Here is a 13636-nt window from a genome sequence, read left to right as displayed (position 1 = left end):
GCCAATGAGGCGACCCCGAACAGCGACGCCGGCGATGAAGCTGCCGCCGTTACTGGCGAGAGCTCGCAGGAGCCCGCCGAAGGTTCGGCCGACGAAGCCGAAAAGGCCGAGTAATCATGGAGTCCCCGGCGACCGGGAAGCGCATCGCGCTGGCCGCGGTCGCCGGGGCCCATGGCATCAAGGGCGAAGTCCGCCTGAAATTGTTCGGTAGCCTCGAGGGGCTTGCCGCGCAGTCCAAAGTCTTTGTCGGTGGCCGCGAGCTTGCGCTCAAGGCCGCCAAGCTGGCTGGCAAGACCGCCATCGCGGTGCTCGACGGCATTTCGGACCGCACCGCCGCCGAAGCGCTGCGCGGCCAGCTGATCGAAATTGACCGCGCCTCGCTACCACCGCTCGAAGAGGGCGAATATTATCACGCCGACCTGATCGGCCTGACCTGCTTTTCCAAGGATGACGAGACAGTCGGCTCCGTTGTCGGGGTAGAGAATTTCGGCGCAGGCGACTTGCTCGAGATCGAAAAGGTTGACGGGAGTCGCTCGCTCATCCCGTTCAAGCCCGGCATTGCCGATCTCGTTGACGCCCGGATCGTCCTCGATCCCGCTTTCCTGGCCTAGGACCCGCTCTCGGCTTCCTCCATCGCCTCCGTCGGTTCGCGCAGGCGCGGCTGCTCGGTGCATAGGTCGTTCCTGATCGTCGTCGCGGCGACGCCGCCTTCGCCCATGGCGTGACTGATCTGGTCGAGGCCGATCACCACATCGCCCGCCGCATAGAGTCCGGGCACGCTGGTACGCTGGTGGCTATCGACGGTGATGTTGCAATCTTTGTTCAAGGCCGCGCCGACCAAATCCGCCAACTGGACATGCGTGTCGCTTCCGAGCGCTGGATAGACCGTATCGAACGTGTGCGGCCCTTCCGCTGTCTCGACGACGATGAATTCGTCCGAGATTGCCGCAGCAAGGGCAGGACCGTCGATGCAGCCGATGCCGGCTTCTTTCAGTCTCTCCTGATCTTCCGGCTTGAGGCTCAGCGCCTTGTCCGGCGCGATCAGGGTGACGTCGGCGGTATAGCTGCGGATGAAAACGGCCTCGGCGACGCCGTGGCTGTCGCTGCCGATCACGCCGACCTTCTTGTCGGTGACCTCGAACCCGTCGCAGATCGGGCAGTAGCGGATGAGGCCGCGAGCGAGCGCGTCGTCATGCAACGCCTCGTCCATCGGAGGGCGGCGATTGGTGACACCCGTCGCCAGCAATACCTTTCGGGCCTGAACGCAGCCCGATCCCCAGGTTGCGGTGAACACGCAATTGCCCTCATCCCGTTCCAGCTTGGTCACACGCTCGGTCAGGATCTTGGCGCCATATTTCTGCGCCTGGTCGCGCATCCGGCCGAGCAGGTCGGTGCCCTTGATGCCTTCAGGAAAACCCGAGACGTTGCGGGTGCATGGGATCCAGCTCGCGCGGCTCTTGCCCTCGTCGACGACAAGGATGTCCATGTGGAACCGCGCCAGGTAAATGGCCGCCGTCAGGCCCGCAGGCCCACCACCGATCACCAGGCAGTCTAGAGGCTTGTCTCCGTTCATTGGCGGCCCAATGGATTGCCGGGCGGTAGGTTCCGGCCTAGGCCGCCGCCATGTCCTTCCGTTCGACCGTCCTGACACTCTACCCGGAGATGTTTCCGGGGCCGTTGGGAGTCAGCCTCGCGGGACGCGCGCTTTCGGAAGGCAGCTGGTCGCTCGACACGGTCCAGATCCGCGATTTCGCTGCCGACAAGCATCGCAGCGTCGACGACACGCCCGCCGGAGGCGGGGCAGGGATGGTCTTGAAGCCCGACGTGCTCGCCGCCGCGCTCGACAGTGTCGCTGACGGCCGCCCGATGCTGGCGCTCACCCCTCGCGGCAAGCCGCTTTCCCAGGCCCGCGTCCGCGAATTGGCGGCGGGCGAGGGCGTCATCCTCCTTTGCGGCCGTTTCGAGGGTTTCGACGAGCGAATCTTCGAGGCGCGCGACATCGAACCGGTGTCCGTCGGCGACTATGTCCTGTCCGGCGGAGAACTTGGCGCGATGATCGTCCTCGACGCTTGCGTTCGCCTGCTCCCCGGGGTAATGGGCGCGGCCTCCAGCGGTGAGGAGGAGAGCTTCGAAACGGGGCTTCTCGAATATCCGCACTATACCCGACCAGTTGACTGGGAAGGACGCACGATCCCCGAAGTGCTGCGATCGGGGGATCATGCGAAGATTGCGGCGTGGAGACACGCCAAGGCAGTCGAAGATACACGGCTAAGGCGGCCGGACCTGATCGAGCGCCATGGGGGCGCATCGCAGGCACCGCCCTCTGGCGCGCAGCGGAAGAAGTAAGGTCGTTACGAAATGAACCTCATCGAGACCCTTGAGCGCGAGGCGATTGACGCGCTCACCCAGGATCGCCCGATCCCTGAATTCCGTCCCGGCGACACCTTGCGCGTTGGCGTGAAGGTCGTCGAAGGCGACCGCAGCCGTGTCCAGAACTTCGAGGGCGTCTGCATCGCCCGGTCGAACAAGGGCATCGGTTCCAGCTTCACCGTCCGCAAGATTTCGTTCGGCGAGGGCGTCGAGCGCGTCTTCCCGCTCTATTCCCCGGGCATCGATTCCATCGAGGTCGTGCGCCGTGGCGCCGTCCGTCGCGCCAAGCTCTACTATCTGCGTGGCCGCACCGGTAAGTCGGCTCGCATCGCCGAGCGCCGCGACCCCCGCCGCGAAGCCGAAAAGGCAGAGAAGAGCGAAGCTTAAGCCCGCTTTTCAGGGTCAAGTTTCAACGGCCGGGCTCCCAGCGAGTCCGGCCGTTTTCTTGTGCGCGGCTCAAATGCGGCCGCGGAACTCTTCGATGGTCCGTCGCAGGCCGTCCTCAAGCGGCACCGTCGGCTCCCAGCCGAGGATGTCGCGGGCCCTGGTGATGTCCGGCTTGCGCTGGCGCGGATCGTCGGCCGGTAACGGTGCGTAGCTGACTTCCGACTTGCTGCCGGTCGCCGCGATCACCAGCGCGGCCAGGCTCGCCATCGAAAATTCCACCGGATTGCCGATGTTGATCGGGCCCGTGACCTCGTCCGGGCTGTCCATCAGCCGCACCAGCCCCTCGATCAGGTCGTCGACGTAGCAGAAGCTTCTTGTCTGCTCACCGTCGCCGTAGAGGGTAATCGGCTCGCCTCGCAGGGCCTGGACGATGAAGTTGGACACCACGCGGCCATCGGCGATGTGCATGCGCGGCCCGTAGGTGTTGAAAATGCGCGCCACCTTGATCTGCAGCCCAAGCTGCCGATGATAGTCGAAGAACAAGGTCTCCGCGCACCTCTTGCCCTCGTCATAGCAGCTGCGCGGGCCGATCGGATTGACGTTGCCCCAATAATCCTCGGTCTGCGGATGCACCGACGGGTCGCCATAAACCTCGCTGGTCGATGCCTGCAGGATTTTCACCTTCAGCCGTTTCGCCAGGCCGAGCATGTTGATTGCGCCGTGGACGCTGGTCTTCGTGGTCTGGACCGGGTCATGCTGATAATGGATCGGCGAAGCGGGGCAGGCGAGATTGTAGATCTCATCCACCTCGACGAAGAGCGGAAAAGTCACGTCGTGCCGCAGGAGCTCGAAGCGCTCGTTCTTCAGCAAATGCGCAATATTGGACTTGTCGCCGGTGTAGAAATTATCGGCGCAGATGACCTCGTGGCCGTCGGCGATCAGCCGGTCGCAGAGGTGGGAGCCGAGGAAACCGGCGCCGCCGGTGACGAGGACGCGTTTGCGGCTGGAGTAACTGCGGGCCATGAATGCCCTTTAGTCCGTGCGTCGCTGTAGGCAATTGCCTGCCATCATAGCTTCACTGCCTGGATGTGAACCTGGCTGTCCGGGGAATATTGTGACTGCGCAGTTTTCCGCCGGAGCGCCAGCAGGGCCGCAGCCTGGGCTGGCGGTGCAAAACGCTGAACGACCAGCATCGCCGTTACCGGCATTGCTTCGCCGAAGAGCAGGTCGACCTTGAGCCCGTCGCAGCTGCGACCCGAGCAACGGATGAAGGACGGCCCCTTGTCGGCGTGCTTGTCGATCATTTGCAGCCGATGCGGCAGGCCCATGGCCAGCACCGGGGTCTTCTCATCGAACCGAAGCAGGATGCCATCGGCGCCGCCGCGGTCGAGTTGTACTCGCACAAGCCGCCCATGTTCATCTGCCGCCTCGCCAATGACGGTCAGCGCGCCACGCGGTCCGTCGAGTCTGGGCGCGGCCGCCTGCCAGCGTACGCGCTTGTTGTAGGGCAGGGGACCGGGCTTCCATGGGCCGAAACGGGCAAATCCCTCCGGCATTGGCGCCTGTTTCGTCGCCGCGGCCCAGACGGCCTTGCCAGTGCGCTCGTCCTGGACATGATCCAGCGTGAAGGCGAGCGGCCGTTCAGCGGATGCGCGCGGCATGAGCATTGCGCCGATCCACAGGCCCAGTGCGGCCAGGGCCACCAATCCGACGCCCCTTCGCGACTGCCCCCGCCCGACTTCGGCCAGGATTGGCAGCGCTGCCAGCGCGACTAGCGGCGCGACCGCAGCCACCGGTCCGTCGATCAGCGTCAGTTCGATCTGTGCGATCAGCTCCGTCAAGATGACGAGCTGAATTCCAGCACCCAGCCAGGAAAGCCCTCGGCACCAGCCTTGCGATCTCGGCCGGACGGCGACACCGATGAGGGCGAGCGTTGGCCCGATCACGAAGAAAATGATCGCGCCGGGCAATGCAATGCTCGCGACGACGCCGAACAGGATGACCACCGCCCACGCCGCCAGCCGCATCTGCGACCGGTCATGATGATCGGCCCAGCGCGCGACCAGCCATGCCTGAACCGCGAGAACGGTTGCCGCGACCGCAAGCGTCGTGACCCAGGGATAGGCTCGCCAGTAGTCGCCCGCACGGATGAAACCCAAGACAATCGAGACGGCGCCGGCGGCGACCGTCCCCGAGACGACGGCGATGGCCATTCCGAGTGTGGGGCGCCATGCCCTGCGCCTGATGACCAATACCGCCGCGCAGAAAGCGAGCAGGGCCAGCAGGATCGCGCCCGCCAGGATCGACAGTGTCACCAGCGACCACCCGCCAACGTCCATGAAGAGGCTGCGCCCATCGCTCGGAGGCGCATCCGCGCCGGCCAACTCCCGGCTCGCGGCAAGGACGGCGCTTCCCATGTGGTAAAGGCTCGCCTGGCTCAGCGCGCCCAGATTGTCGCCTGGGCTGTGATAGCGGGTCTCGTTGCCTATGATGGCGTAGCTCAGGAATTCCCAGCCCTGCGGCTTGAACTTCACGACATCGGTCGAGTTGGGGATAAGCTTGGCGAAGTCCGTGCTGATCGAATTGGCGAACGGCCGCGCGGTCGCAGCCTTGAACTGGGAAATTGGGACGGCATTCGGCTCGCTGGTCTCGAACATGAAGGCGGGGCCGCCCACCCCGCGTGCCTCAATGTTGATCAACTTGCCGACGCTCTTTGCCAGCGGGTCGCTTTCGGCGAATGCGGCAGCGCCGTTGAGACCATATTCTTCACCCTCGTTGAACAGCAGGATCACTGGTCTCGCCAGCTTCTCGCTGCGCAGGTGAGCTGCAATTTCGAGCAGGGTCGCGACACCGATGCCGTCGTCTGCCGCCGCCGGCCCAGTCGGCGTGCTGTCGTAATGGGCATTGAGCAGCAGGGCAGGCGAATTGCCGCCCGGAATGACGGCAATGACGTTCCGCACGCGGCTGCAACTGACGGTGCGGGATTTGGGGAAGCCGCTGCAGTCCATCGCCTCGTGCACTTCCGGCTTAAGGCCGATCGCGGAAATTTCCGCCATCAGCCGGTCTCGCACTGCATCGTCGGCAGCGGTGTCGACGGAGTGTGGACGCTGGTCGCCAAGGATGCGCTTAAGCCGCGCAAACGCTCTTCCGGTATCGAACTCGGAAGCGCTGACATGCTCAGGCACGGCCGGCGGTTGGATCAGGACGCCTTTGAGGGCCAACACCGCCAGCAGCAAGAAGCAGGCGGCTGCCAACCGCCATCCACGCGCCACTGTTGCCATGCCTCTCGCCCCCTTTGCCCCCGAAGCGTTGACTTTGGCAGCGTTCTTCCTAGGTGCAAGCCATCAGTTTCAAGGGAGTTTTCACCGTGGGCTATCGCGTGGCGGTGGTGGGTGCGACCGGCAATGTCGGGCGCGAGATCCTCAATATCCTGCACGAGCGGCAGTTCCCGCTGGACGAGCTGGCGGCGGTGGCGTCGCCGCGCTCGACCGGCGACATCATCGATTTCGGTGACAGCGGCGAGGAGCTCAAGGTCAAAAACCTGGAGCATTTCGATTTCTCGGGCTGGGATATCGCGCTGTTCGCAGCCGGTTCGGAAATCAGCAAGGTTCATGTGCCGCGCGCTGCCGCGGCCGGTTGCACGGTGATCGACAATTCATCGCTCTACCGCATGGACCCGGACGTCCCGTTGATCGTGCCGGAAGTGAATGCTGACGCCATCAAGGGCTATCGGGCGAAGAACATCATCGCCAATCCCAATTGCTCCACGGCACAACTCGTCGTCGCGCTGAAACCGCTTCACGACGCGGCCAAGATCAAGCGCGTCGTCGTCGCCACCTACCAATCGGTTTCCGGCGCCGGAAAGTCGGGCATGGACGAACTGTTCGAGCAGAGCCGCAACATCTTTGTCGGCGATGCCAACGAGCCTGCGAAGTTCACCAAGCAGATCGCCTTCAACGTCATCCCGCACATCGACAGCTTCCTCGACGACGGCTCGACCAAGGAAGAATGGAAGATGGTGGTCGAGACCAAGAAGATCCTCGATCCATCGATCAAGGTGACAGCGACCTGCGTCCGCGTGCCTGTCTTCGTCGGTCACTCGGAAGCCGTGAACATCGAGTTCGAGAACGAGATTTCGGCGGAAGAAGCCCAGACGATCCTCCGTGAGGCGCCCGGCATCATGCTCATCGATAAGCGTGAGGACGGCGGGTACATCACGCCGGTCGAATGCGTCGGCGAATATGCGACCTTTGTCAGCCGCGTCCGCGAGGACCCGACGGTTGATAACGGGCTCAGCATCTGGGTGGTCAGCGACAACCTGCGCAAAGGCGCGGCGCTGAACGCGGTCCAGATCGCCGAGCTCCTCGGCCGCCGCCATCTCCAGAAGGCTGCATGACCAGCGCCGGGGCCGGGCGTTCGGCTCCGGGCATCCTCTACATCAGCTATGACGGCATGCTCGAACCGCTCGGGCAGAGCCAGGTCGTCGCCTATCTCGAAAAGCTGGCGCCCGGCCGCCGCATCCACCTGATCAGCTTCGAAAAGGATGCCGATTGGGCTGACGTGGCTGCACGTGCTGCCATCCGCCATCGGCTCGACCGGGCTGGGATTTATTGGCATCCAAAGCGCTACCACAAGAGCCCGTCGGCGCCCGCAACCGCCTACGACATCGCCGTCGGGTCGGCGCAAGCGATCCGGCTGATCCGCCAGCACAAGCTCGGCATCATTCATGCCCGCAGTTATGTCGCCGCAGCGATGGCCCTGGCGGCCAAAAGGCTAACCAGCGCCGCTTTCCTTTTCGACATGCGCGGCTTCTGGGCGGATGAGCGTGTCGACGGCGGCTTGTGGCCACGCGGCCGCCTCTATCGGACCGCCAAGTCGCTGGAGCACCGCTTTCTGCTCGCCGCCGACCATGTCGTGACGCTCACCCACGCCTCGGCGAAGGAGATCGGCGGGTTCGACTATCTGGCGGGCCGCGTGCCGCCGATCACCGTCATCCCGACCTGTGCCGATCTCGACCTGTTCTCGCTGCAGCCGCCGCCCCCCCCGTCGCAACCATTTACGCTCGGATATGTCGGGTCCGTCGGCACCTGGTACCTGCTCGATGAAATGCTCCGCTGCTTCGCGCTGCTGCGTCGGCGGGACCCTCAGGCCAGGCTGCTCGTCGTCAACCGCTCCGAGCAGGACATGATCCGCCAGCGGTGCGCGGCTTTCGGCATATTGGACGCCGTTGAACTGACCGCCGCCGAGCATGGCGACATGCCCCGGCAGATTGGGCGGATGTATGCCGCCATGGCGCTCATCAAGCCAGCCTATTCGAAAATCGCCAGCGCGCCGACCAAGCTCGCCGAATATCTGGGCTGCGGTGTTCCATGCCTCGGCAATTCCGGCGTCGGCGATATGGCCGAGGTCCTGGAGGGTAGGCAGGTCGGGGTCTCGGTGAACGGATTTACCGATGCCGAGTTGGCAGAAGCCATGGACCGCCTCCTCGACCTTGCCCGCAATCCCGCGACACGGGACCGCTGCCGGGAGGTCGCACTCGACCTGTTCTCGCTCGAACGCGGCGTGGAAGCATATGCGCGGATATACGCCAGCCTGTCAGGGGCAGAAGCCTGATGCGCATCGCAGCCTTCACTCGCTACGGGGCACGCGCGGCGAGCACGCGCCAACGGTTCGTCCAATATTTTCCGGCGCTGAGAGAGGCCGGGATCGAGGTCGAGCATCATCCGCTGTTCGACGACGATTATGTCTCCGCGCTGGTCGACGGGACGGCCTATCCGAAGTCGAAGGCGGTGGCGGCCTACGCTCGCCGGTTCGAGCAACTGGCGGCGTGCAGGAATGCCGATCTCTTTTGGGTGTACGTCGAGTTGCTGCCCTATCTGCCTGCCTTCGTCGAACGCTTGGCCACCGCGGGCAAGCGCATCGTCTATGAATTCGACGACGCCTTCTTCCACTCCTACGACCAAAGCGGGAATGCTGCGGTTCGTGCTGTTCTCGGCGGCAAGCACGCCGCGCTCCTGAAGCATGCCGCCGCCTGCATCTGCGGCAATGCCTATCTCCGCGATTTCGCCGTCGAGCATTGTCCCAACAGCATCGTCGTCCCCAGTGTCGTGGACACGGCGCGATATCTTCCGGTTCCCAAGCGAGATTCCGTGCCGCTCACTATTGGCTGGATCGGATCTCCAAGTACGTGGGTCGGCGTACGCCCGATCCTGCCTGTGCTGGAGCGGGTAGTGGCCGAGCACCGGGCGCGCTTTCTGGTCATCGGTGCGGGCCATGCTGCGGAAGGCGACGTCTTCCCCGGCATGGAGCTGGAGGATTGGAACGAGGCGACCGAAATCGCCGACGTGCAGGCTATGGACATCGGCATCATGCCGCTGCTCGACCGGCCATTCGAGCGCGGCAAGAGCGGCTACAAGCTCATCCAGTACATGGCCTGCGGCCTGCCCGTTGTCGCCTCGCCAATCGGGGTCAACAGCGACATCGTCAGTGAAGGGCGCAATGGCTTCCTCACTGCCACGAACGAGGAATGGCACCGGGCTTTGTCGGCGCTCATCGCCGACGCGGACATGCGCCAGCACTTCGGTGAGGCGGGTCGCAGCCTGGCGGTGAAGAGCTTTTCGCTGGCGTCGCAGGAACCAAGGCTTATCCAATTGTTTCGGTCGCTCGCCTGAGCACGGTGGGGGCGTAACGGGAGGCAAGCCGGGCGAATGTTGGTTTATTGGGCCCTGTTCGGATTTTTCGCATTCGGCGCCTTCGTCGACAGCCGGCGCGAACCCGACTTCCAACGCCGCCGGCCTTTCTGGATCGCAGGCGGGCTGGCGATCCTCATCATGGTTGGCCTGCGCTACAAGATCGGCGCCGACTGGAAGACCTACGAGTTCATCTTTCGGTACGCGAGCCAGGTCAGCTTCAGCCGCGCACTCGACATCGGGGATCCCGGCTACCAGGCGGTGAACTGGGCCGTCGGCCAGCTCGGCGGCGAGATCTGGCTGGTGAACCTCATTTGCGCCGCCATCTTCACCTGGGGCCTGTTCCGCCTGTCCAGGTTGCAGCCCTATCCGTGGCTCGCGGTGCTGGTCGCCGTTCCCTACATGGTGATCGTTGTCTCCAATTATACGCGCCAGGCGGCGGCGCTCGGGCTGATCATGGCCGGCCTGTCGGCGCTGATCCGCGGCGGGTCCCTGGCGCGGTTCGCGGTCTATGCCGTCCTCGCCGCCACCTTCCACCGCACGGCCGTCGCCATCCTCCCGCTCGCCATCTTCTCGCGGCCGAGGAACCGGTTCCTCAACATCCTTGGCGGCGTGGCTCTGGGCGTCGCTTTGTACGACGTCTTCCTCAAGGACACGATGGACGCCTTCGTCGATAATTACATCAAGACGAAGTACAGCTCGCAGGGCGCCGCCATCCGCATCGCCATGGAGGTGCTGGCCGCCAGCCTGCTCCTCTTCCGTCGCAAGCGCTTCGAATTCCCCGATCATGAAGACAAGCTCTGGTTCTATTTCTCGATCGCCTCGTTCGGCGCGCTCGCCGCCTTGATCCTGACGCCCTCTTCGACCGCGGTCGATCGCCTCTCAATCTACCTGATGCCGCTGCAGCTTGTGATCCTGAGCCGCATACCCTTCGTTTATACCCAGCGCAGCACCGGCGTCCTGCTCGTCGCCGCCTATAGTTTCGCCGTCCAGTTCATCTGGCTGAACTTCGCCACCCACGCCCGATTCTGGGTGCCGTACCATTTTTATCCATTCTGACCCGGTTTGCGGACGGCACGGACGACCGCAGCCTGGCCGGTCGCGATTTCGACGAACCCCGCGAAAGTGACCGTGGCGCCGCCGCGTTCGAACATGGCCGCGACATCCGCGATCCGCTGGGGGTGATCGTGCTCGGGTGAGAACATGTCGAAGGTGTCCAAGACTGCGGTCTCGCGCCGCGCCGCCGGCGTCATGTCGAGCGGAAGAGTGCGGATGTCCACGATGGGCAGGAACCGCGTTAACGAACCGAGGCCCGCACGCCGAAGCGCCCGTGACGCCGACATTAGCTGGTCGATGTTCCTCTCGATCAGGCGGAGCAGCCGCTCCCGCGGCATCCGGCGGGTGAAGGGGCGCAAAAGATATTTGGCGTGCAGCTTTGTCCACCAGCCGCGCACCGGGTAAAAATCGACGACGATCTCGGCACCCGGCTTGGCCTTGCGGATGAGCGCATGGACGGAGGCTTCGAAGTCGGGCGTGTGCTGCAACACGCCAAGGCAAAGCACCTTGTCGAAGCGGCCATCGGGAAAGGGCATTTCGTAAATGCTGGCCTGGGCAAGATGGAAACGGCCGGCGCCGAAGCGGCCGTTGTTCCGCATATTGGCCTCGACCGCCGATGAATAATCGATGCTGAAAAGGTTGGCCTGTGTCTCTTTGAGGATGACGCGGCTGAAGCGGCCGGCGCCGGACCCGACTTCGAGGATGTCGAGGCCCGCAAGCTGCGCCGGTTCCCAGGCGGTCTCGTCGAAGAGACGCGAAGAGCTGATCGGCAGGCTGACGCCTTCGCCGTCGATCTGCGTCCGTTCGAACAGGTTCCACTGCATGCCGAAGCTGGCGGTGTAATTCTCAATCTCGCAGAAGCGGGGGATGCCGGCGACGACCGGATAGCGTGCCCCGCCGCCGACGAGGCTGTCGCCATCGTCACCCAGCGGCTCGCCAGTCCTCGGGTCGGTGAAAGCAGCCGAAACGGTCATGCACAATGCGCCGGGGATGGCGGAGGGTAACGCCAAATCCAACGAAAACGGGGGGTCGTTACCCCTGTTACCTTTGGGTTTGAGGCGACGCGGAACTTCATCCGCGGACGCTGGCACAAATCCCGGCTTGTAGGACAGCGCAATATTTCCATCTCAATCGACGCAACTCGACTCCATGATGAACGAGTCCTAGAGCCACTTCCTCATGCTGAGCAGCGTAAAGTCGATAGCGAAGCGCGTTATTTTTCGGGCCGGTAGCAGTGCACCTGCCGTGCGCCGCAAGTTAGACAAGCTACGATCACAGGGTCGCCTGACGATCCTGAATTTTCATCGGGTAGCTCCCGAGGATGGAAGCACCTATCCGCCGCTCGCGCCAGCTTTGTTCGAAGAGGCGATGCGGTTCTGCTCGGCTCATTTTGATGTCCTGACCTTCGACGATCTTCGTCGATATCATTCGAAAGGCCCCAAGCCGCCGCTGATCATTTCGTTCGACGATGGTTATCAAGACTTCGCCGAATTCGCTGTGCCGATCATGCGCAAGCATGGCGTCCGCTGTAACATCAATCTTATCCCGGCGACGATTGAGTCGGGTCATCCGCCATTGAGCGTCCTGGTCCAGGATTTCGTTGGCCGCGTCGCAGACCGAGAGTGGCGGCGCCTAGACGTTCCCGGACTTGCCCCATCTGACCGGTCAGACCGCCAGCGATTTGGGAGCGCGCTTTCTGATTTCGTGCGTTTCAGACCGATGAGTGAGCAGAAAGCACTGGCGGAAGCCCTGCTACCACAGATTCTCACGGCCAGCGGGTTTACGCCCACGGCGATGATGGATCTTGGAACAGCGCGCACGATCGTTGCCGAGCATGAAGTCGGCGCGCATTCGTTCGAACATGCGACACTCACTTGCGAGGATGACGAGTACGTCCGGCACGATGCGGAGTCGTGCATGCAGTATTTCTCCGACAAACTCGGTTGCAGCACCGATGTTTACGCCGTTCCCAATGGCTGTAGCGATTCTCGCATCGACAAGATTTTGTTCGACGCCGGTTATCACCATATTCTTCTGACCGGGGAGGACTATTCCGAACCGACGGCTAAGTCCCATCCGCGCTTCGGAATATACGGCGAGACCCCGGCAGAGCTGCGTTACCGCGCTACGGGTTTCGTGAGGAACTAGAGTGGCGGACCCGGTTCCCTTGCAGGAAGGATACCGGGTCGAGCCGCTGAATCGCGACATTTTTGCGGAACTCCAACCCTTGATGCTCGACGCGTTCGGGGATTCCGTGTCGCCGAGCTACTTTCAGTGGAAGTATCTGGATAACCCGGCCGGTGAAGCGATCGGCTGCATCGCCAGAAGCGAGCAGGACGGGTCCATTGCGGCATTCTATGGAATGATCCCGGAATCCTATCGCTTCGATGGGATGGTCCGCCGGATATATCAGTCCTGCGATACGATGACTCATTCCCACCATCGGCGACGGGGCCTGTTCCAGTCGCTCGCACGGCTGACCTACGACCGTGCCATGGAGGCTGACTCCCGCTTTCTTGCTTTGGGCTTCGGCGGCCCGACTTCGACCCCTGGATTCTTGAAAATGGGATGGAAGGTGGAGTTTGAAATTCCCTACCTGTTCCAACCCTATCCGTTGACTGCCTTTCCTTCCCTGGGATTGCGGAAAGCAGAGCTGGCCGTGCTGGATAGGCCCGATGATCCGCTATTCGCCATGATCGAGCGCAGCGGCCTTAATGCGGCCAATTCCATAGAGCGCAGCCACGCGTTTGTTGCATGGCGGCTGGCAAATCCCCGAAGGCAATACAATTACCTGCGGGACGGTGAGGATGCCTACGCGATCTTCTACCGGTCAGGGGATTTCGTCTTCCTGTTTGATTTCTGGGAGGCAGGAGATGGTGCGGGGCGTAGCGTTATGTCCGCCTTGCGTCGAAGGAGCCTGTCGCCGCGGTCCAAGGGTATTCTGACGATCTGCCAGCGGGACACGCCGTTCGAGAGGCGCCTGAAAAGTTACGGCTTCGTTCGCAACCCGTTCCGCCGGGGACCAGCTTCCGACCGGATTCCGTTCATCACGTTCAATTCGGACGCAACCGGCCCTTCCTCATGGTCAATCACGCCGTTCGACCACGATAGCTACTAGCTCGGTTGCGCCCGTC

The 13636-nt window shown here is 63.2% G+C and carries 13 protein-coding genes; 9 read left to right on the top strand and 4 right to left on the bottom strand.

Going from position 1 to position 13636, the window contains the following annotated elements; all coding sequences use genetic code 11:
• Positions 1-116 precede the first annotated feature (116 nt).
• Positions 117-611, top strand: a complete 495-nt coding sequence (gene rimM / locus LZ536_RS02225) for a ribosome maturation factor RimM (RefSeq protein ID WP_249846671.1) — start codon at positions 117-119, stop codon at positions 609-611.
• Here the strand turns inward: rimM and LZ536_RS02220 are convergent.
• Complete coding sequence (locus LZ536_RS02220) at positions 608-1573, bottom strand: NAD(P)/FAD-dependent oxidoreductase (protein ID WP_249846670.1); 966 nt, start codon at positions 1571-1573, stop codon at positions 608-610. The two genes, rimM and LZ536_RS02220, sit on opposite strands and share 4 nt — an antisense overlap.
• A gap of 50 nt (positions 1574-1623) precedes the next feature.
• On the opposite strand from LZ536_RS02220, the gene trmD reads away from it, so the two are divergent.
• Entirely contained in the window at positions 1624-2346 is a 723-nt protein-coding gene (gene trmD / locus LZ536_RS02215; RefSeq protein ID WP_249846669.1) for a tRNA (guanosine(37)-N1)-methyltransferase TrmD, read from the top strand.
• A 12-nt stretch (positions 2347-2358) separates the two neighbouring features.
• Entirely contained in the window at positions 2359-2757 is a 399-nt protein-coding gene (gene rplS / locus LZ536_RS02210; protein ID WP_249846668.1) for a 50S ribosomal protein L19, read from the top strand.
• A 69-nt stretch (positions 2758-2826) separates the two neighbouring features.
• Here rplS and LZ536_RS02205 read toward each other — a convergent pair whose 3' ends face one another.
• Both LZ536_RS02205 and LZ536_RS02200 read right to left on the bottom strand, forming a co-directional pair.
• Positions 2827-3780, bottom strand: coding sequence for a UDP-glucuronic acid decarboxylase family protein (locus LZ536_RS02205; protein WP_249846667.1), 954 nt, complete (start codon positions 3778-3780; stop codon positions 2827-2829).
• A gap of 44 nt (positions 3781-3824) precedes the next feature.
• The gene (locus LZ536_RS02200) at positions 3825-6038 is read right to left on the bottom strand and encodes a M28 family peptidase (RefSeq protein WP_249846666.1); all 2214 of its coding nucleotides are present in this window, start codon (positions 6036-6038) and stop codon (positions 3825-3827) included.
• Between the two features lie 86 nt (positions 6039-6124).
• Here LZ536_RS02200 and LZ536_RS02195 point away from each other — a divergent pair, with 86 nt between their 5' ends.
• Genes LZ536_RS02195 through LZ536_RS02180 form a run of 4 tightly spaced genes read left to right on the top strand, consistent with a single transcriptional unit; the run spans position 6125 to position 10505 of the window.
• Positions 6125-7153, top strand: a complete 1029-nt coding sequence (locus LZ536_RS02195) for an aspartate-semialdehyde dehydrogenase (RefSeq protein WP_249846665.1) — start codon at positions 6125-6127, stop codon at positions 7151-7153.
• Entirely contained in the window at positions 7150-8370 is a 1221-nt protein-coding gene (locus LZ536_RS02190) for a glycosyltransferase (protein ID WP_249846664.1), read from the top strand. The genes LZ536_RS02195 and LZ536_RS02190 overlap by 4 nt, the downstream gene beginning before the upstream one ends.
• Positions 8370-9428: a glycosyltransferase family 4 protein gene (locus tag LZ536_RS02185; protein WP_249846663.1), complete on the top strand. Its 1059-nt coding sequence runs from the start codon at positions 8370-8372 to the stop codon at positions 9426-9428. Before LZ536_RS02190 ends, LZ536_RS02185 begins: the two co-directional genes overlap by 1 nt.
• A gap of 36 nt (positions 9429-9464) precedes the next feature.
• A complete protein-coding gene (locus LZ536_RS02180) occupies positions 9465-10505 on the top strand; it encodes an EpsG family protein (protein WP_249846662.1) in 1041 nt (346 codons plus the stop codon).
• Here LZ536_RS02180 and LZ536_RS02175 read toward each other — a convergent pair.
• Positions 10493-11476, bottom strand: coding sequence for a class I SAM-dependent methyltransferase (locus tag LZ536_RS02175; RefSeq protein WP_249846661.1), 984 nt, complete (start codon positions 11474-11476; stop codon positions 10493-10495). The two genes, LZ536_RS02180 and LZ536_RS02175, sit on opposite strands and share 13 nt — an antisense overlap.
• A gap of 205 nt (positions 11477-11681) precedes the next feature.
• On the opposite strand from LZ536_RS02175, the gene LZ536_RS02170 reads away from it, so the two are divergent.
• Positions 11682-12650, top strand: coding sequence for a polysaccharide deacetylase family protein (locus tag LZ536_RS02170; RefSeq protein ID WP_249846660.1), 969 nt, complete (start codon positions 11682-11684; stop codon positions 12648-12650).
• 1 nt (position 12651) lies between these two features.
• Entirely contained in the window at positions 12652-13620 is a 969-nt protein-coding gene (locus tag LZ536_RS02165; protein ID WP_249846659.1) for a GNAT family N-acetyltransferase, read from the top strand.
• Positions 13621-13636: the final 16 nt, after the last annotated feature.

The organism is Sphingomonas alba, assembly GCF_023516555.1.
Classification (GTDB): Bacteria; Pseudomonadota; Alphaproteobacteria; order Sphingomonadales; family Sphingomonadaceae; genus Sphingomicrobium; species Sphingomicrobium album.
The sequence above is the reverse complement of the archived record's forward strand: the minus strand, read 5'-3'. Positions and strand labels throughout refer to the sequence as shown.